We start from the raw sequence: 19,429 nt of genomic DNA, 5'->3' as shown, positions 1-19,429 counted from the left end.
GAGTTAAAGATCGACAGACGAAAGGGCCTGATCCAAGTCTTTGATCAAATCGATGGGATCTTCGAGACCAACATTGATCCGGAGCATGTCCTCGGTAATCCCGATTTCCACTCTGGCATCCTCTCCCAGTCCATGATGTGTGGTCGAAGATGGGTGACACATCAGCGAACGACTATCTCCAATATTATTAGAAATATCTATTAAACTCAATGCGTTAAGAAGGCCATGGGCCCGTTTACGGCCACCGCCAACATAGAGTGAAAATATTGGTCCAGCGGCCTCCATCTGGCTCATTGCCAGATTATGTTGCGGGTGGCTGGGCAGACCTGGGTACAAGATTTTCTCTACCCGCTGCTCTAAAAACTTGCCCACCTCGAGCGCGTTATCGCTCTGCCTCCGGATCCGCAGGTCGAGCGTTTCGAGCCCTTTGAGCACAACCCATGCGTTGAATGCGCTCAGCGTCGGCCCCGTGTTGCGGATAAACGACAGCAGAGTGTCTTCGATAAATTCTTCACTACCACAGACCGCACCGGCCAAGACACGCCCCTGCCCATCCATCATTTTGGTGGCGCTATAGGCAACAACATCTGCACCAAATTCCATTGGCCGCTGCAGCACATTGGTGGCGAAGGCATTATCGACCACGCTAGTGATGCCCTTAGCTCGCGCCAGATCACAGACGCTACGGATATCGATCACGTCCATGGTGGGGTTGGCCGGCGTTTCAAAGAAGAAGACCTTTGTCTTCGGCGTGATCGCTTGTTCCCAATTTTCTAGATCGCGGCCGTCTATCACGGTCGTCTCGATCCCGAATTTGGGGAGCAATGAATCTGTCAGCCAGCGGCAGGAACCAAATAGAGCGCGACTGGCAACAACATGATCGCCCGCTTCCAACTGGCAGAGCAAGGCCGCTGTCATCGCCGCCATCCCGGATGCCGTCGCTCGGCAAGCCTCTGCGCCTTCCATGATTGCAATGCGTTCTTCCAGCATCTGCACCGTCGGATTTTGCAGACGGCTGTAAGTCATGCCGTCCTGATCACCAGCAAAGCGGGCCGCCGCATCTTCGGCGCAATCGTAGCTATAGCCTGATGTGAGGAACAGAGCTTCGGATGTCTCGCCAAATTCGCTGCGCTTCGTGCCACTGCGAATTGCCTTGGTAGCAGGGCGCCAAGTCTTGGTAATATCGCGGTTTTGACCGGTATTTCTTTTCATTTCATCCGTTCCGATTCTAATCAGCGTTTAGCTTAGCGGGGTTCGACCTGCCAGAACAGCAGCTACCATAGATTGATCCATATTCCCGCCCGTCAAGATCGCTGCAAGCCGCTTACCTGCAATCTGATCCTTTTCCGCGATCATGCCTGCAAGTGCGATGGCTCCCGCACCTTCAACCAGATTATGTGTGTCCTGCCAGATGATTCGTATCGCATCGGCAATGGCATCGTCGTCAACCATGACAATATGATCGACATGCTTGCTGTATATCTCAAAGGCTTCCGTATTAGGCGTGCGAACAGCAACCCCGTCAGCGAACGTATCCGCTTTACCTTTCGAAACGATCTTGCCCGTCTCCAGCCCCATCTTAGCTGCTGGTGCGCGCTCAGAAACCACACCAATCACCTTGGTGGATAGACCCAGAGCATCGCGCGCCGCAATCGTCCCGCAAATGCCCGATCCATTACCGATCGGAACATAGACCGCATCCAAAGATAGCACCGCGTCAAACAGCTCGAGACCGTAACTTGCAACACCGCGCACAATTTCCGGATGGAACGCAGAGACAAGTTTTAGGTTGCGCTCGCTTGCCAAATGCTCGGCATATGCGGCGGCCTCGTTAAAGTCTTGGCCATATTCGATTAACTCGGCTCCGAACCCTCGCATCGCTGCATTTTTCTCAATAGAGTTTCCATGAGGCACAACGATCACAGCCTGCAAACCTGCTTTTCGAGCGGCACGGGCCTGTGCCTGACCATGATTACCGCGGGTCGCCGTTATGATCCCAGAAACTTCCGGATGTTCGTTAACCAGCCAGTCGATAAATGTAATACCGCCGCGAATTTTAAACGCGCCCGTTGGCGTATGATTTTCGTGCTTCAGCCAGATCGTTGCACCAAGTCGATCACCAAGCAATGGCCACTCATATTGCGGCGTTGGAGGCATTTCTTGATAGACCTGCTCTGCGGCGCTGCGCAGAATATCCAAAGAATAGCGAGATTCGTTCATGAGAGCTGCGCGACAATAGCATCGCCGATTTCCGTCGTTGAAGCTTTGCCGCCCAAATCATGTCCCAGAACACCTTGTTCTAACGCGGCAGCAACCGCCGCTTCGATCCGGGCTGCTTCCGCTTCCATCGCAAAGCTATGGCGCAGCATCATTGCAGCGGACAAGATCATGGCAGAAGGATTGGCAATGCCCTGCCCGGTAATATCAGGCGCACTACCGTGAATAGGTTCATAAAGGCCTTTGGTACCTTCGCCCAGCGAAGCCGACGCCAGCAGGCCTATGGAACCCACGCACATGCTTGCCTGATCGGACAGAATATCGCCGAATAGATTGCCGGTCACGACCACATCAAATTGGCCTGGATTGCGCACCAATTGCATCGCCGCATTATCGACATACATGTGGCTAAGTTCGACCTCGGGATATTCGACAGAAACTTCAATCATCACATCACGCCACAATTGCGAGGTTTCCAGCACATTGGCCTTATCCACCGAACAAAGCTGCTTGCCGCGGACCATCGCAGTTCTGAAAGCGACATGCGCGATACGCCGGACCTCGCTCTCATCATAAGACATGATATCATAGCCCTCGCGCAGACCATCCGCCGTCTTGCGCATGCCCTTCTCGCCGAAATAGACATCGCCGTTCAGTTCCCGGACAATGACAACATCGATAGTGCGCGCGATTTCCGGTTTTAGGCCCGAAGAATCTTCCATTCCCGGGAACATCTTTGCAGGTCGTAGATTGGCGAAGGTCTGCATTTTCTTCCGCAGTCCCAGCACCGCCTGTTCAGGACGCAAATGACGCTCTAGATCATCACAGGATGGATCGCCGACCGCGCCAAACAACACAGCATCAGCCGACTTCGCCAAAGCAATCGTTTCTGGTGGTAGAGGATGGCCGTGGTTGCGATAGGCTACGCCGCCAACATCCGCATGATCCAGACGCAGGTTTGGCAAGTCCATCGCCTCCAGCACGCGCAGCGCCTCGACCATGATTTCCTGACCAATACCGTCGCCGGCGAGCACTGCAATATGCATGAGAGTTCCTTCTTGTAAGCGCGCCGTTCCTGCCGAGAAAGCAGCGGTTACGCAACCACCCTTTTTAGTCGATCCACAAGAACCGATCGGGTTGCCATCACATCCTTGCGCCGGTCTTCGAAAAAATGGCGTTTCAGGAAAAACCCGGTGACCCGCAAACCGTCAAAAATTTCATCCCATTCTGGCGTGGTTGCGCCTTTAAAGAAAGGCGGCAGCGGCAGCAGGCGCTCTTTATATTCCTGCCCGGCAAAAGCGCTGACCGCGGTCGCGCTTTTGGGGCTGATGTAGATCAAATCCTCTTCCGATCCTGTCACAGCGCAAGCGTCTAGCGTCAGCCCAAAGCCCAGTTCCGACAGCAGCAATAGCTCATAACGTACGAGAGCCACCGCCCAGCCCTTCGCCGACGGAGCCCCGCATATGGCATCGAGCAAAGCGGACAAGGCGGAATGAAGCTGCGGATAGCTATGCTCTTCCGGAAGGATAGCAGCGGTCAGAGCAGTCACCCAGTCCAGTGCTGCACTGGCCAAAGGTTCACCAAGAAACGGTCCCCTGCTCTGCTGCAGTTCTACCGTCATCGACGCCAGCTGCTCTTCGGTCCGCGCACGATAATCAGCCTGCACGATATTGGAAGGAATTAGAATCGGTCGCATCGTCCGTGAATGGGCGCCGCGCACATAACCTGACACCAGACCGTTTTCGGGGGTGAGTGAGCGCACCACCGCACCATGTTCACCATGGGAGCGAACGGAACAGATGATGGCTTCTTTGCAACGGATTTGCATATTGCCTCAGTAGAACAAAATGACCCGCTAAGGAAAAGCATTATGCGTTTTGGCGATAATTCAGTCAATCAGAGTGGCCCGGGTCAGCGGGCCGACTATTCCATCCGCGACTAGGCCCTCATCGCGCTGATATTGCCGGACTGCCGCTTCCGTGAGCGGACCGAAAATACCGTTCACATTCAGTTCCAGCTTGGCCTGCAACCGCTCCACCCACTCGCCGCGCGCACCGCGCCGCAAGGTCGGACGCTGCTTTGCGTCGGTAGCCGGAATCATCGGCCGCCCAGCAAATCTTCCATTGATCGCCAAGCCGACGTTCCGGCAGAATTCATCCATATCAGTTGATAGGCCATCTCAATCCTCCCCGTTATCGGGTTTGGTTGCGATATCTTCCACCACGCCGCCGATGGCCGGGGGCAGCTCTACATCATCGGTCACCGGTTCCTCCGGATCGGAGTTCACCAGTCGATCACAACATCCGTCGATATACTCCCCGTCTACTTCGTCCTGCTCCTCGACTGTTTGACTGGCGCCGCCGACGGCTTCGGGCTCTGGCGCGCTCGGTGGCGGCAAAGGGAAATTGCCGCGATGTGGCGAATTTTCATCGCGCGAAACGCCGCCCACAACGGCCGTACCAGCTAGCGCACTGGTCTCTGCAGAGCTCTCCATTTTGCCTTTCAACTGGCCCAGCATGTCGGGAACAAAGCGTTCGAAAAACCCTGCGACAATGCCCAGCACCAGCACCTCAGGCCATCCCAATTCGCGGTCGAATGCCACACCGGCTAGATCGAGCTGCATATATTTCAGAAAAACCAGATCGATCAATATGACCGCTGAAATGGCGCCAACCAGCACCCGCAACCCGCCGTCAATAAGATTGTCTCGCAAGACGGTTGCCGAACGGACCTTACGACTGCGCACGGCGATCGCGATCGAGAAAAACGCGCCCACGCCTCCGACGGCGAAAGCGATCCATAACAGATATTTCGGCTCGTCGCGGTCTATGTTCTCCATGAACAAGGGGGATGTCGCGATCCACGACAGGGCGATCACAGCCAGCAGGATCACGAAGGTGCTGAGCAGATAATATAGACGGGCCGAGGATTCTTTCTGATCCACCAGCCTTGTATGAAGTCGGGTCAGCCGAAGCAGTGCGATTTCTTTCTGTCCCTGCAGCGCAATTTGCAGCGCAAAGGCAAGATGCCGCCGGATATCGGTGACGATATTCCGTCCCTCGGCATCCCCCTGACGCAGAAGATCGCTCACCAACTCTTCAATTTTCCCTCGCATGTCGTTCACCGCAACGAGGCACAAGCGCTGCTCCACACCCAACTTTTCTGCGTCCGCGAAATGCACCATGACGTGCGCACCGGCACAATATATCGCGTAAATACCGGACACTTTGGCGTAGACCGCCGTAACAGGATTCCCTGCGGAATCGAGCTCACCAACCTTAATTGCATCGACCATCATGCCTGCCATAAGAACCTCCTAGTGTTTTCGGCTCCAATGATGGGAATAGCTTACGGAAGATACTCGTGATGGTTGTCACGGTCCTTAAGAAAGGTGGATTTTTCACCATCAGAAATAGCTAGGCATGGAAATAGTCGTAAATCTTCTGCGCGACCGTCGCTGACACGCCGGGTGCGCCCTGCAGATCATCCAGAGATGCGTTTTTGACTGCCCGGGCCGTTCCAAAATGCAGCAACAGTGCCTTTTTCCGGGCCGGACCGATACCAGGCACATCATCCAGCGAACTATGCCCGACAGATTTTGCGCGTCGGGTTCGGTGTGCACCGATAGCGAAGCGGTGTGCCTCATCGCGCAGGCGTTGGAGATAAAAAAGTACAGGACTGTTCATCGGCAAATTGATTTCACGTCCATCGGGAAGATGGAATGTCTCCCGCCCGGCGTTGCGATCGGGCCCCTTCGACACGCCAATCATCACAACATCTTCGACGCCAATTTCCGCCAACGCATCGCGAGCTGCGCTCATCTGACCTTTACCGCCATCGATCAGCACCAGATCAGGCCATTCTCCCTTTTCGCGATCCGGGTCTTCCTTTTGCGCACGGGAGAAACGCCGTTCGAGCACTTCGCGCATCATCGCAAAATCGTCGCCCGGTGCAATGTCGGGGTTTTTAATATTGAACTTCCGATAAGCGTTTTTGCGAAAGCCCTCGGGGCCGGCCACGACCATGCCGCCAACCATATTCGTCCCCTGAATATGGCTGTTATCATATATTTCGATGCGATCCGGCACGGCATCCAGCTCCAGTAGATCAACCATCTCACGCATGATTTTTGCCTGTGTGGACGTTTCCGCCATGCGCCGGTCGAGCGCATCCTCTGCGTTGCGGCTGGCCTGCGTCAGCAATTTCCGGCGATCGCCGCGCTGCGGCTTCGAAACGCTCACCTTATATTCTGCCTTGGTGCTCAACGCCTCAGCAAGCAATATCGCATCTGGTAATTCCCGATCGAGCAACACCAGCTTCGGCGGCGGCATCCGTTCGTAAAATTGCATCAAAAAACTAGAAAAAACTTCGTCTATTTCGACATCGCTGGTGTGCGCGGGAAAGAAGCTACGATGCCCCCAATTCTGGCCACCACGAATGAAAAACGCCTGAATACAGACAGTGGAGCCTTTGGCGGCCAGCGCAAAAATATCGGCATCCGGCAAGCCCTGAGCATTGATTGCCTGATTGCCCTGAATGAAAGTCAGCGCCTTCAGTCGGTCCCGGTAGACGGCGGCCATTTCAAAATCGAGAGCTTCGGAGGCCTTTTCCATCGCCTCCCCCAGTTTATTCTGCACCGCGGTCGATTTTCCCGATAGAAAGTCCCGAGCATCTTCGACCAGTTCTGCATAGTCATTCTTGTCGACCCTATCGACACAGGGCGCAGAACAGCGTTTGATTTGATAGAGCAGGCACGGCCGCGATCGATTGCTGAAAAAACTGTCAGTACAGCTGCGCAACAGAAACAGTTTTTGCAGCGCATTGATCGTCTGGTTGACCGAACCGGCGCTCGCGAATGGTCCGAAATATTGCCCTTTGGCCCTCTGCGCCCCGCGATGCTTGGTGATCCGCGGAAAATCATGATCTTCCCGTAACAGAATGAACGGAAAGCTCTTATCGTCGCGTAGCAGCACATTATAGGCGGGACGGAACTTCTTGATCAGTTGCGCTTCGAGCAGCAACGCTTCGGCTTCACTACCCGTTGTCACGATGGTCATCGACCGGGTTTGCGCGACCATCCGCATCAGTCGCTGCGGTAGCCGGTTCATCTGGATGTAAGCACCAACCCGGTTTTTCAAGGAACGCGCTTTGCCGACATAGAGTACGTCGCCGCGCTTATCCTGCATGCGATACACGCCCGGTCTAGTCGGCAATGTATTCAGAACTTCCCGGATCGCGGCCATTCCCGCTTCCAGATCGGGGGCATCCCCCTCCCCACGCACCGCATAGGTCGCCTTATCCTCGTTAAAGCGAGAAGCGGCATTGGGTTGATCTGGACGGTCGGCCTTGGACATGTGGTAGTTCTAAGCGTGCATTGATCGCAATGCTAGAATCAAAAACATCGATATTCCCGCGCAAGCCGGAACATCGATGTATTGAAGAATTGGATTTAAAAGCTGCAACCCCGCCATAGGCAGGGAGCAAACTGGCTTAGTTTACCGTCTTGCCGATATCGCCAATGGCTTGATCGACCAACGCCTTGTCAGCTGCCGCATCATGGCGAGCAACAATCAATGCTTCCGCTGCCTGCGTTGCCGCGGTGGCAGCCTTGGCGCGAACTTCTGCAATCGCAGAGCGCTCGGCAGCACCGATTTTTTCTTCAGCCATTTTCTTGCGGCGAGCAACCAATGCCTTGGTATCAGCCTCTGCCTGCTTGACCAGTGTCGCAGCTTCTTTTTCAGCGCTGTCCATCAACGCTTCGGCTTCTGCCTTCGCGCCAGCGGTCTTCGCTTCATATTCAGCTTTGAGAGCTTCCGCTTCCTTACGGAGGTTCGCAGCCTCGTCGAGAGTCTTCTTAATCTCGGCGATCTGCTTATCCAGCATGCCACCGATTATCTTTGGGACTTTCGCCCACAGCATGATGCCGAATACCATCAGCATACCAACGGCAACCCAACCGGTAGCGTTCAGTCCGAGTGCGGTAGGCTCTGCGCCTTCTGCCAAAATCGTCAATAGCATATTCTATCTCCTTCAGCAGGCGCTCAGAAAGCGGCCTTGACCGCCTTCTTTGCATCGGTTGCCGTAACCTTGCCGCCGGAAACCGTCTTAACAATCGCCTGCGCCGCTTCGGCAGCCACTGTTTCGACTTCCTTGAGCGCAGCTGCTTTGGCTGTCTTCAATGCGGCATCCGCTTCATCGGCTTTCTTGCCAATGGTCGTATCAGCCCGCTTGATCGCAGCCTCGCTTTTTTTAGCAGCTTTGGCCTTGGCTTCATTGATGCTGCTAACCGCATCTGCCCGCGCATCGTTGATACTGGTGCGATAATCAGCCTCAATCTGCTCAGCCTTGTCTTGTGCGCCCTGTGCCGCAGCAAGGTCGTCGGTAATCCGTTTTTGACGGTCATCGACGGTCTTGCTGATCTTCGGCACCATATTCTTGGCAATGCCAAAATAAATGAGGCCAATGACGATCAGTAGCCAGAAAAACTGGCTACCATAGACTTCCAAAAGCTGACTAATTTGAGGCATTATTCACCTGTAGATTCAAGACACAAAACTGACAGCCTGGCCTCGTTAGACAAGGCCAAAGCATTCAGCAGATTATTCTGCTGCTGCCGGTGCTTCGACTGCGGCCGGCGCTTCAACTGCTGCTTCAACAGCTGCAGCTGCTGGTTCAGCAACCGCTGGCGGTGCGTACAGAATGATCATTGCAACAGCGAAAGCGATCAGGCCGAGCAATTCAGCAGCAGCAAAGCCGATGAACAGACGTCCCTGCTGGCCGTCAGCCGCAGATGGGTTACGCAAAGCGCCTTCAAGGAAGGAACCGAAAACATTACCAACACCGGTAGCAGCGGCACCAACACCGATTGCAGCCAGGCCAGCGCCGATAACTTGTGCAGAAGAGAGATCCATTTTTAAACTCCGTATTGTAAAACTAGGATTGAAAGTGACTTAGTGAAGATTTTCCGCATCGTTGATATACAGCGATGTGAGAAGAGCGAAAACATAGGCCTGAATAGCGCAAACCAGCAATTCCAGCGCGCTAACAAAAGCGATGAACACAATACTGAGAACCGCGATACCCAAGCTGGCACCGCCTGCGTCAATCGCCTGAATGACGAAATTCGCAAACACTTTTATCAGAATATGGCCCGCGATCATCGCAACGAACAACCGCAGCGCGAGGCTGAACGGACGCACGAGGAAGGACAATAGTTCGACCATGAAGATCAAGGGGATCATCGGAAGCGGCGTGCCATGCGGGATGAACAGGCTGAAAAACTTGAACCCGTGCTTCCAGAAACCAACGATCAAAACGATCGAGAAGCTGATCGCAGCCAATAGGCCGGTGACGGTGAACTGGCTAGTAACCGTGAAAGGATGGATACCCGGAATGATACCGAAAGGCATCATGCCCAAAAGGTTCGAGAACAGAATGAACATGAACAAGGTGAACACCCAAGGCGTATATTTCTTGCCATTGGGGCCGATGCTGGTCGCGATGATATTATCGACAAAGCCAACAATGCCTTCAACCATGACCTGCCAGCGACCGGGAACCAATTCCCGCTTCATACCGCCCATCATGAATACATAAATAAGCCCGAGGACGAGGAACATCCAAAGCGCGCTGTTTGTGAAACTGATCTGCTGACCGAACAAAGTGAAACCATCAAAAATGGGTTGCACTTCGAACTGGTGCATAGGATCAATTTTGCCTTCTTTAGCCACTAATATAACCCCTGATCGTCAATCGTCATCATCATCTGCTAACGCCGTTCCGATATCTTTCACCGGTTGGCTCGCAATCACATAAATTTTCCTGAACGCTACTCCAGTTCCGAGGAAGAAGAACAGCAACAGGAACAATGGCGTTGTTTCCAACCAGGTGTCGAAAAGCCACCCAAGGATGAAACCAGCAGCCACGCCCCCAATCAAATAGCTTAGCACCCTTGCGCCGAGCCGCTGACTTTCGTCTGGCCCTTTGTTTCGGTGCCCTGCTTTGATCCGCTCTCTATTCTGTGCCGTTTCCAGTCGCTCTTCCAGCGATGAAACCCGCACATCCTCTTCGAGGGGATCCCGATCAGATTCGCTTGCTACCATTACTACCCCTTAAATTGCCCCGAAGAGCGCCAAAAAGAGCCATAAACAACAGCAGGCCGACCCGCCAAGGCGCGGTCCGTTTAGGAAAGCATTAGCGTCAAGTCAACAGCGATACTGCATGGTGGAAAATTGGGCGTTTGCTAGGCCGAATTTTCCGCCGATATCAACGCAAAAAAGCCCTGAAATGAGCCAGATTGAATGGCTGCCGTGGGCGCAGTAAAGGCCGACTTAGTCTAGAACGCCCTCATTCTCGAAGCATCAACTTCCTATTGCTATGGCATGTTCCGAAAAGGACGTCCGATCGACAGCTCTTGGACGGCTTGCATAATGCCGTGCGTGTCTATTCCATAGCTCCGATATAGTTCTGCTATGGATCCCGTCTGTCCAAATTTTTCGACACCAAGCGCGCGCGTTCTGTTGCCTTTCACCGAACCCAACCATGCTAGGGTTGTGGGATGAGCGTCGCAAATCGTTACAATTCCGGCATGGGAATTGATACCATCGAACAGCTTTTCAATGTGAGAGCGGGCATGAACGCTTCCATTTTGGCGGCGTTTCTGCGCCGCCGAAAAACCAGCCAGCAACCGGTCAGCGGAAGTGATCGACAGCAGCCCAATATCACGGACATCTTCGCCCATTCTCCCGACCGCCTCTATCGCTTCGGGGGCCAAGGTTCCGGTATAGGCGATGATCACTTCTGTATTGGGGCCCGGCTCTCGCAGCCAATAGCCACCGTCGATGATTGAAGATTGCAGCGCCGGCGTCATTTGGCGCTCAAATTGTTCAATTGGACGAGTAGACAGGCGAAGATATATCGAACCACCCGCCTCGTCATCCAAGCAATTGCTGGATTCTGCGTTCGGGCCATCATCATTCTGCATGAATGCAAAACCAAAGCGCATGATAACCGCAAGTTCATCCGCAAAGGCTGGTTCAAAATAGGCCAAACGATCCTGTGCCATGCCCACCAACGGTGTTCCGATGGATTGATGGGCACCGCCTTCAGGGGCCAGGCTGACGCCGGATGGGGTTGCGACAATCATGAAACGCGAATCTTGATAGCAAGCATAGTTCATCTGATCCGCGGCACGGTAAATGAAAGGATCATATACAGTGCCAACCGGCAGCAGTCGTTCGCCATTGATGGCGTGAGACAGACCAAGCGCTGACAGCAGAAGAAACAAATTGGACTCGGCAATACCCAGTTCAATATGTTGACCGGCCGGCGAAGAATCCCATTTAAACGTCGATGGAATTTTCTGGTCCCGGAACAAGTCCGCCGCTTCGTTTCGCGCGAATATGCCGCGTCGATTGACCCACCCGCCCAAATTTGTTGAGACGGTGACATCGGGCGATGTCGTGACGATCCGATCGGCCAGCTCCGTCGATTCTTTGGCAATATCATGCATGATATTGCCAAAAGCCATTTGTGTGGACAGCATATTGTTTTTCGCTTTGGGGACCGGCAATTGCTCTGGCACGGCAATTTTCGGAGAGGCCAGTCGCCGATGACCATTTGCGAAAAAAGCCGTGTTTTCAATCAGCGTTTCAAGCAACGGTTGCTTGTCTTCCACCCCTTCCCATTTTTCCCATTCATGGCCTTCGCGCACATTCAAGCGCTGGCGCAGCACATCGATTTGCTTCGGGGTCATCAGCCCCGCGTGATTGTCCTTATGGCCCGCCAACGGCAGACCATGCCCCTTGATTGTATAGCAAATGAATAATGTCGGACGATCATGCTGGCTCGCGCGCGCAAATGCCTCGGTGAGCGAGGGCAGATCATGCCCGCCCAAATTGCCCATAAACTCTTCCAACCGATCATCATCCAGCTGATCCAGTATTTTCAATACGTCGGGATTGTCCGCAAAATCGGTCTGGAGCCGGTCGCGCCAAGCCTCAGCCCCTTGGAATATCAGAGCCGAATAGAGTTGATTGGGACATTGCTCAATCCAGAGCCTCAGCGCGTCGCCACCTTCCCGCGCAAATATTTCTGCCTGAATCCGACCATGCCTAAGCGTGACAACGTCCCACCCGAAGCTGCGGAACATGCCCTCAAATTTTTCGAATAGGCCTTCATGCACAACAGCATCTAGAGATTGACGGTTATAATCGACGATCCACCAGCAATTGCGCAAATCATGTTTCCACCCTTCGATCAGGGCTTCATAAATATTGCCCTCATCCATTTCCGCATCGCCGACCAACGAAATCATCCGGCCTTCAGAACGCCCGGCCATAAGACCGTGATGGGTGACATAATCCTGCACCAGCGACGAGAATAAGGTTTGCGCCACGCCGAGCCCCACTGATCCCGTGGAAAAATCGACGTCATCAATGTCTTTTGTGCGGGACGGATAGCTTTGTGCCCCGCCGAACCCGCGAAAATTCTCTAGTTTCTCACGGGTTTGTTGACCTGCAAGATATTGAATTGCGTGGAAGATCGGGGATGCGTGCGGCTTAACAGCAACCCGGTCCTCAGGTTTCAAACAGGCGAAATAGAGCGCCGTCATAATGGTAGCCATAGAAGCAGATGAAGCCTGATGACCGCCGACCTTCACGCCGGTCTCGTCTTTCTCGCGCAAATGATTGGCATTGTGGATCGTCCAAGATGCCAGCCACAAAATGCGACTTTCGATGGTTTTCAAGGACTCGAGAGACGGTTTTGACATGGCTTTGCTTCACTATGAAAAATCTATTTGTCTGCCGATTGATACACTAGGATTAATCGAATAACCTTGCAATTTCTCACATATACAGATCATAAACTGATGATTATCACTAATATTTGGACATATAATGATGAATAACTCTAATTTTGATTCCATAGACAGAAGCATTTTGAGCATCCTGCAAAAAAATGCGCGGATATCGATGTTGGATTTGAGTGAACAAATCGGATTGAGCCCGACACCTTGCGCACGGCGCGTAAAAAACCTGGAAACGAGCGGCGTCATATTGGGCTATCGAGCCGAACTTGATGATGCACGTTTAGGATCTGGGTTCTCGGTCTTTGTGTCCGTTCAACTCGACAAACAGGTCAATAATGCACTGCATGCGTTCGAAGACGCTATCGCTACCTATCCAGAAGTGGCCGACTGCTGGCTGATGACCGGAAACCGTGATTATCTGATGCGAATAGCGGTGGCAGATCTGGCCGATTTCGAAGCCTTTTTAACCGGAAAGCTGACGAAGATTCCAAGTGTCGCCTCTATCGAAAGTTCGGTCCCCATCAGACGGGTCAAATCACAATCATCCTATAGCGGTTGATGCTTTTGACAAAAAAGGGCGCTTTGATTCAATCAAAGCGCCCTTTTGTTATCTCTGTTCAGAGCGTGCTCAAGGGCAACTCGCATCCCGTATTGGGGCGCCAGAACCTCGTGTTTCCCATCCGCCCGATGGCGTCTGATATTTCTCGCCAGCCGTCGTCCGCATGATCAGGTTACAACCAGAGGTGAAAGCAAATTGCTCGACGGTGGAATTGGTTTCCTGCGCCTTGCGGGTATAAGCCGCTTTACGCTTGATATTGATATCCTCGACCAGCGCTTTGATTGCTGGTGAAGGCGCTACAACATAGCCAAGATAACCATCGGATTTCTCGCCGATAACGCCGGATGCACGCGCAGCTGCATAGGCCGGGTTCCGTTGTGCCATAGCGGGCATGGTAACAACCGCCGTCAGCAGCAAACCGCTGATAACAGCCAAAGACTTGTGCTTCTTTACATATTCAAACATTAGAAAATATCCGCTTCTTCGTTGATTAGGTCCTTGGCATCGCCGTCAAGGCGATACACCACTTGCTTGATATCGATGTTAAGGTTGATGACGATTGGCTTATCAGGTGCAGTCACCTGCACGCAGGCAGAAAGCGCTGTCAATGTCCCCAAGATCAGGCCGGTGGTGGTTAAACTCCTCATTTTACGACGAATCGCACCATATGATCGATCCGTCAATTGACTTCTCCTATAAAGCATCATCGCTTTCCCTCGGCTGAATAAACTATTCATTTTCTTCCAGAACCCTCACCGCTTCCTTCGCCCTCGCCTCTTGTGCCCGCAGCAGCGCAGGAAGATTCTCCCCGACCAACGCTTCGGGGTCATAATAGGATTTGGCGCTGTTCATCAATTGCATGAACGGTGCCTGGATACGCACGTTAAATTCCAATGGAATGCGTGCAAGTTGCTTGGTGATGAAATTCTGGCTCGCATCTTCACCTTGCTGCAATCCCGCAAACTTCACTTCCGTGATAATTTCACCTGCTATATCCCCCTCCATACCGATGGTAAGATTACGGTATTGAATAGATTTCAGCGCGTTAAAGGCAAAATTGGTCATGGTACCCATATCTTCATAGCTAAGCTCTCCGACATAGGCGAGCGTGCCGCCACCTTCGCGCGCCACAAGATATCCCCCGACAATCCGGCCGCCGTCCTGATCAAAGACCATCGGCAACTTGCCATCGAACACGCCGGTCGCCGTCAGATTTTCGAAATCAAACTGGGTGAGAAACTGGGCTGCATCAATCCCTTCGACGGTGAATTGCAGCCGCCTTTCGGCTTCCTCGCTCAAATCCAAAATGGTGGGTTCTAAATATAGTTTCCCGCCCGCAAACGGCCATTCCCCTGCCTCGACCTGCAATTTATAATCGGCAAGCAGCCGGTACCGAATTTGCCCGTTAAAGACCGCAACACCAGGGTTAACTTCGGACAGGCTCACAATCTGACCCGGACCGGTTTCCAAACCGAGCGGGTCGGAAAAGCTAATTTCTCCCGACAGGCCAGTTACCGGACCGAAAGCCGCCGCCAGATTCAGGCCATTGGTACGGAAACTACCCGTACTTTTGATGCCGTCATCCGAAGAATCCCAATCGATCCGCCCGGCACCGGATATCTCGCCCTGTACATTGGCGACCACACCGAGCGTTAGCGGGGTTAGTTGTTCGGGTTGCAATTGATCGTTGAACATCAACGACTGAACATCAATCAGCGCCCTTCCCTCGCTACTATCCAAAATATGGTGGATATCGATCGCGGCGACGGCGATCTGGCTATCCGGCTCTCGGAGCCATCCTGTCGCTGTGAGGCGATTGCCATCAAAACGCAGCGCGATATCGTCGCTTATCAACGGTTTGAAACGCTCGACCGGTTCCTCATCCCGAACCCGGAGGCTAGCATCCGCTAAAAACTCACCATTTTCATATCGCCAGTTCCCATCGATATTTTCCATCAACAGCGGTACATTGGCGACTTGCCCAGAAGCGCCTTCTATCGTGCCGGACATGGCACCTCCAAAAGCAGCGCTTAACGTAGCCATATTCAGGCTTGTCATACTGTCCGGATCCCCCAGCTGGACACCAACATTTTCCGCCGTCAAGCCATTTGCCAAGGAAAATCCGAGCAGACTGCTTGAAATGGACAACGGCGTGCCGCCGACATCGCCGTTGAACTTGAGCGAAGGTGCATTGATCGCAACTCGGACCCCGGCTTGATCGCCGGTCACCATAGCACCGCCTTGCGGGCATATCGGCGTGCTGCTTGGCCCTGCTTGCAATGACGTCGTGCGCAGGCTTGCAAATTGAAGGTTGATACACCGGCGGAACAGGGAGAAATTGCCATTTCTCTGAATATTTCCGCTAATCGGCACCTGCAGGCCAGTAATCTGACCATCCGCGAACGGTCCGGTCAAGATGATCCGGCCGTCTATGTCGGTGCTACCTAGACGCGCGGGTACAAAGTTTAATGCCGGCATTTTCAGCCGCGCCGAACCAGCTTCATAAGTAGCGATTTCAAGTCGGCCGGAAAAACCACGAGACAGGCTGCCATCATCCACAAACAATCTTGCGCTGGGAAAACCGCCGCCAGCCAATTGCAGCTGTCCGTCTGACATAATCCTGATGTTCTGGTCGGTAAAAGCCAGTAGCAATGGATCACTCAGATTGAGCAAAGCCCCGGAACGCGAGCGCGCCTCCAGCGCCTTGAGTTCAAGCGTGGTCCGGTCGGCACTTTTCGAGAAATGCACATCGCTCGATATATCCAGATTGCTGCCAGCCTGTTGCGTGGCTCGCGCAAGCTTGTCTACAAGAGGACTGACGGGCGTCACTGTAACCGATGCAGACAGATTGCCTGCTTGCCGCAAAAGATCTTGCGCCACATGGATCCCGCGGATTTCCGGCTGCCCCACAAAATTCGCTGTCAGCTGCGCGCTGCCATAGCCCAGGGCAAACTGGCCCTTAGTCCGCGAGATATCCGCCCGCCCATAAGGAGATTGCAGGCCGCTCGCAGCTAAATCTACGTCACCGCTGCTCTGCTCAAAATCGCCAGACAAATCCAAGGATGCCTTGATTTCTTGACTGGCATAGCTGGCGTAGCGAAGCGGCCCACCGATAAGACCGATATTGCCGGACCAGCTCGCCAAATTCTCACCGAGATCAACCGCAACTTGCGCAGCAAAATCTTCCGCTGACAGATCAAGACTGCCACATGCCAAATTCGGGAGCCGCAACGGTCCCTCGAGACGCGGCTTCTTGTCGCGAATAGCGATCTCGCCAAAAAAGGTCGGTCTCTCTAGCGTACAGTCACCAAGCTTCAGATTCCGGCTGATGGCAGCAATCTCGCCATTGAAGCCGTCTTGCAACTGGCCTTCACCGGTCAGCGCAAGCCCAACGGCACCATATTCGCTGTCGATACGCAATTTCGCGTCGGCCAAGCCCAGCCACATTTCCGGCAACGCAAGCGGGCTGTCATCTTCCGGGTCCGTGAACTTGTCTATATCCCCAAAGCTAAGCCTGCCATTCTCCAGTCGCCCGAACAGCTTCACTCCGCTCGCCCGGACCCAGTTGATACCGACACCGCCGGTGGTCAGGGAGCTCCCGACTTCCACCAAGTCCGCAGTCATATCCGGCCGCTCCGGATCACCAATGATCACATTACGAATGGCCTGCTTGCGAAGCCCAATATCCTCAATCTCATAGCTGGCCGTGACATCCATCTGATCAAGTTGGGATTGAATGATATTGTCGGCCAAAATCGCGCGGCTGATCCACAAGCTAAGCAGGCCAAGCAAGACCAACGCAAATGTTATCCAGCCCAGCAGCCGAAACCGGGAACGGCGTCCTATCGGGTCCTGGGCGGCTTCTTCATCCATCGTCGCTGAGATGCAGAAGTCTTCCTGAAGTTGCAATGTACAAGTGCCCCAACGGACCAGTTTTTGCGCTGGATCGGCAATTGGACATATTCGGCCTGTTTTTCCGTTATCAACTTTGTTCTTGGTTTGTTCGGTATATAGAAGCAAAATGGCCGGAGAGCGTGAAAATTCAGCAACCTCGACATCAGATAGCAGCGGACACCGCCGCCGCCTTCGCCGACGTATATTGATCGGTCAGGGTGCCAGCCTCAGTGATCATGAACTGGTAGAATATCTGCTCGCGCTTGCCATTCCGCGCCGCGACACAAAACCACTGGCAAAGCAGCTCATCGATGACTTTGGAGGTTTTTCTCGGCTCCTCGTTGCGGACACGGATGCACTGAAGAATGTCGCGGGCATGGGAGAAACCAGCGTATCCGCCTTGAAAATCGTCCAGATATCAGCATTGCGTTTAATTTCCCAACCAGTGCGAGAACAGCCCATACTCTCCAGCTGGCAGGCGCTGCTCGACTATTTACGGGCGGATATGGCGCATCTGGTCCACGAACGGGTCCGAGTGCTGCATCTCGACAGCAAGAACCGGCTTATCCGCGATGAACTGGTGAGCGAAGGATCAATTGATCAAGCGGCTATCTATACCCGCGAGATCATCCGTCGCGCGCTGGCATTGGGAACAGCCTCGATCATCCTGGTCCACAACCATCCCAGCGGAGACAGCGCTCCCAGCCGACAGGATATCGCAATTACAAAAGATATTTGCGACGCGGCCCGAACGCTCGGCATCACCGTCCATGATCATATCATCATCGGCAAGGACGGTCATCATTCCCTGCGATCTCAAGGTCTAATCTAACAAACCCAATGGCGTTCAATATAGAAACATCGGCATGTCTTCGACCTGCATCAGATTTGCCCGATATTGATTGGCATCATAGAGCCCCGACACATTCACATTCTTGGTGTCTTCCAGCAAGGTTCCGATCGACACCGCCCCGTAATTGCCATCCGACAGACAGACCATATTGGCCATCCGGTCCTGTTCGATCAGCTGCACCGCCAGCGCGCCGAAGGCAAAGCCGACCATTCGGTCCATCGCGTCCGGCTCCCCTGCCCGCATCAGATAGGCCAGTTCCTGCACGATCGTCCGCTCATCGCTGCGCGCCTCGATTTCACGCGCCAATTGGGTACCGATATTGAGACGATTGCGATTCGTATTGGATTTGTTGATTTCGTCGGCAAAGTCCGTCGCGCCAGACAGCTTCGCGCCTTCCGACACCAGACATATCGCATAGGATTCGGGATTGGCTTCCTTATCCTTGAGCAGCAGCGGCAACAGCACGTCCATATCGGCGGGCACTTCGGCGATCACGGTCCGGTCTGCCTGCGACAGAAAACCGGAAAGCAACGCTGTTTCACCAGATCGCCGGCCGAATAGTTCGATCACCGCAATCCGTTCATGACTCGCCGCTGTGGTGCGTAGCGAGTTGATCGCCTGAACCGAGCGGGTCACCGCAGTAGAGAAACCGATGCAATAATCCGTACCGTGAACATCATTGTCCATCGTTTTGGGAACCGAAATGACATTGCGTCCCAAACTCGACAGATAGGCGGAGAAACGCAGCGTGCCATCTCCCCCCATGGTAATCAGCGCATCAACTTTTAACGCATCGAGTACGTCCAAAACCTTTTGCGTCTGGTCGCCTTGATCGGTCACACGCGGGTCACAGCGAGAGCTGTGCAATATTGTGCCCCCCTGCCGATCAATGCCGCGCACCCGGTCCTTGTCGAGAACCATCGCGCAATTTTCCAATGACCAGGGATCGCTCAGGTCAACATCCAGCACGCCCTCCCAGCCCCGGCGCAGGCCGATCACATCCCAGCCCCGCTGCCATGCCGAAGTCGCAATCGACTGGATGCAGGGATTGAGACCCGGCACATCGCCGCCGCCGGTAAGCACTGCCAATCGCATT

The 19,429-nt window shown here is 53.7% G+C and carries 18 protein-coding genes and 1 pseudogene; 2 read left to right on the top strand and 17 right to left on the bottom strand.

The features are described 5' to 3' along the window. Positions 1-3: 3 nt before the first annotated feature. The 13 genes and pseudogenes from metZ to ABJG22_RS08335 all read right to left on the bottom strand — a co-directional run bounded on the left by metZ (position 4) and on the right by ABJG22_RS08335 (position 12,988). Positions 4-1,212 carry an O-succinylhomoserine sulfhydrylase gene (metZ, locus tag ABJG22_RS08395; protein WP_348019787.1) on the bottom strand — a complete coding sequence of 403 codons (1,209 nt, stop codon included), beginning with the start codon at positions 1,210-1,212 and terminating at the stop codon, positions 4-6. 27 nt (positions 1,213-1,239) lie between these two features. Next, on the bottom strand, positions 1,240-2,220 hold the full coding sequence (locus tag ABJG22_RS08390; RefSeq protein ID WP_348019786.1) for a threonine dehydratase: 981 nt from the start codon (positions 2,218-2,220) through the stop codon (positions 1,240-1,242). Continuing rightward, a complete protein-coding gene (gene leuB / locus ABJG22_RS08385; protein WP_348019785.1) occupies positions 2,217-3,263 on the bottom strand; it encodes a 3-isopropylmalate dehydrogenase in 1,047 nt (348 codons plus the stop codon). The genes ABJG22_RS08390 and leuB overlap by 4 nt, the downstream gene beginning before the upstream one ends. Before the next feature lie 47 nt (positions 3,264-3,310). Continuing rightward, a complete protein-coding gene (gene recO, locus ABJG22_RS08380) occupies positions 3,311-4,045 on the bottom strand; it encodes a DNA repair protein RecO (protein WP_348019784.1) in 735 nt (244 codons plus the stop codon). 60 nt (positions 4,046-4,105) lie between these two features. Further along, positions 4,106-4,378, bottom strand: a complete 273-nt coding sequence (locus ABJG22_RS08375; RefSeq protein WP_348019783.1) for a peptidoglycan-binding domain-containing protein — start codon at positions 4,376-4,378, stop codon at positions 4,106-4,108. An 18-nt stretch (positions 4,379-4,396) separates the two neighbouring features. Further along, positions 4,397-5,524: a hypothetical protein gene (locus ABJG22_RS08370; RefSeq protein WP_348019782.1), complete on the bottom strand. Its 1,128-nt coding sequence runs from the start codon at positions 5,522-5,524 to the stop codon at positions 4,397-4,399. Positions 5,525-5,633: 109 nt separating this feature from the next. Further along, a complete protein-coding gene (uvrC, locus tag ABJG22_RS08365) occupies positions 5,634-7,571 on the bottom strand; it encodes an excinuclease ABC subunit UvrC (RefSeq protein ID WP_348019781.1) in 1,938 nt (645 codons plus the stop codon). 136 nt (positions 7,572-7,707) lie between these two features. Beyond that, a complete protein-coding gene (locus ABJG22_RS08360) occupies positions 7,708-8,235 on the bottom strand; it encodes a F0F1 ATP synthase subunit B (protein ID WP_348019780.1) in 528 nt (175 codons plus the stop codon). 23 nt (positions 8,236-8,258) lie between these two features. Next, positions 8,259-8,744, bottom strand: coding sequence for an ATPase (locus tag ABJG22_RS08355; RefSeq protein ID WP_348019779.1), 486 nt, complete (start codon positions 8,742-8,744; stop codon positions 8,259-8,261). A 165-nt stretch (positions 8,745-8,909) separates the two neighbouring features. After that, a pseudogene (locus tag ABJG22_RS08350) lies at positions 8,910-9,128 on the bottom strand (F0F1 ATP synthase subunit C); the annotation flags it as partial. Positions 9,129-9,167: 39 nt separating this feature from the next. Then, the gene (locus ABJG22_RS08345; protein WP_348020332.1) at positions 9,168-9,920 is read right to left on the bottom strand and encodes a F0F1 ATP synthase subunit A; all 753 of its coding nucleotides are present in this window, start codon (positions 9,918-9,920) and stop codon (positions 9,168-9,170) included. Between the two features lie 45 nt (positions 9,921-9,965). Then, complete coding sequence (locus ABJG22_RS08340; protein ID WP_348019778.1) at positions 9,966-10,319, bottom strand: AtpZ/AtpI family protein; 354 nt, start codon at positions 10,317-10,319, stop codon at positions 9,966-9,968. Between the two features lie 272 nt (positions 10,320-10,591). Continuing rightward, complete coding sequence (locus tag ABJG22_RS08335) at positions 10,592-12,988, bottom strand: transketolase (protein WP_348019777.1); 2,397 nt, start codon at positions 12,986-12,988, stop codon at positions 10,592-10,594. A gap of 127 nt (positions 12,989-13,115) precedes the next feature. Between ABJG22_RS08335 and ABJG22_RS08330 the strand changes: the two genes are divergently transcribed. Next, positions 13,116-13,586, top strand: coding sequence for an Lrp/AsnC family transcriptional regulator (locus ABJG22_RS08330; protein WP_348019776.1), 471 nt, complete (start codon positions 13,116-13,118; stop codon positions 13,584-13,586). Between the two features lie 69 nt (positions 13,587-13,655). On the opposite strand, the gene ABJG22_RS08325 is transcribed toward ABJG22_RS08330, so the two are convergent. The 3 genes from ABJG22_RS08325 to ABJG22_RS08315 all read right to left on the bottom strand — a co-directional run bounded on the left by ABJG22_RS08325 (position 13,656) and on the right by ABJG22_RS08315 (position 17,459). Continuing rightward, on the bottom strand, positions 13,656-14,051 hold the full coding sequence (locus tag ABJG22_RS08325; protein ID WP_348019775.1) for a YdbL family protein: 396 nt from the start codon (positions 14,049-14,051) through the stop codon (positions 13,656-13,658). Then, on the bottom strand, positions 14,051-14,233 hold the full coding sequence (locus tag ABJG22_RS08320) for a YnbE family lipoprotein (protein WP_348019774.1): 183 nt from the start codon (positions 14,231-14,233) through the stop codon (positions 14,051-14,053). The genes ABJG22_RS08325 and ABJG22_RS08320 overlap by 1 nt, the downstream gene beginning before the upstream one ends. Positions 14,234-14,315: 82 nt before the next feature. After that, positions 14,316-17,459, bottom strand: a complete 3,144-nt coding sequence (locus tag ABJG22_RS08315; RefSeq protein ID WP_348019773.1) for a YdbH domain-containing protein — start codon at positions 17,457-17,459, stop codon at positions 14,316-14,318. Positions 17,460-17,607: 148 nt separating this feature from the next. On the opposite strand from ABJG22_RS08315, the gene radC reads away from it, so the two are divergent. Beyond that, positions 17,608-18,312 carry a DNA repair protein RadC gene (gene radC, locus ABJG22_RS08310; RefSeq protein ID WP_348019772.1) on the top strand — a complete coding sequence of 235 codons (705 nt, stop codon included), beginning with the start codon at positions 17,608-17,610 and terminating at the stop codon, positions 18,310-18,312. A 15-nt stretch (positions 18,313-18,327) separates the two neighbouring features. Here the strand turns inward: radC and ABJG22_RS08305 are convergent, their stop codons facing one another. Further along, complete coding sequence (locus ABJG22_RS08305) at positions 18,328-19,428, bottom strand: ATP-dependent 6-phosphofructokinase (protein ID WP_348019771.1); 1,101 nt, start codon at positions 19,426-19,428, stop codon at positions 18,328-18,330. Between the last annotated feature and the right edge of the window lies 1 nt (position 19,429).

The organism is Parasphingorhabdus sp. (assembly GCF_039939955.1).
Lineage (GTDB): Bacteria > Pseudomonadota > Alphaproteobacteria > Sphingomonadales > Sphingomonadaceae > Parasphingorhabdus.
Note: the sequence above shows the minus strand (reverse complement) of the source record. Positions and strands in the feature narration are given on the sequence as shown.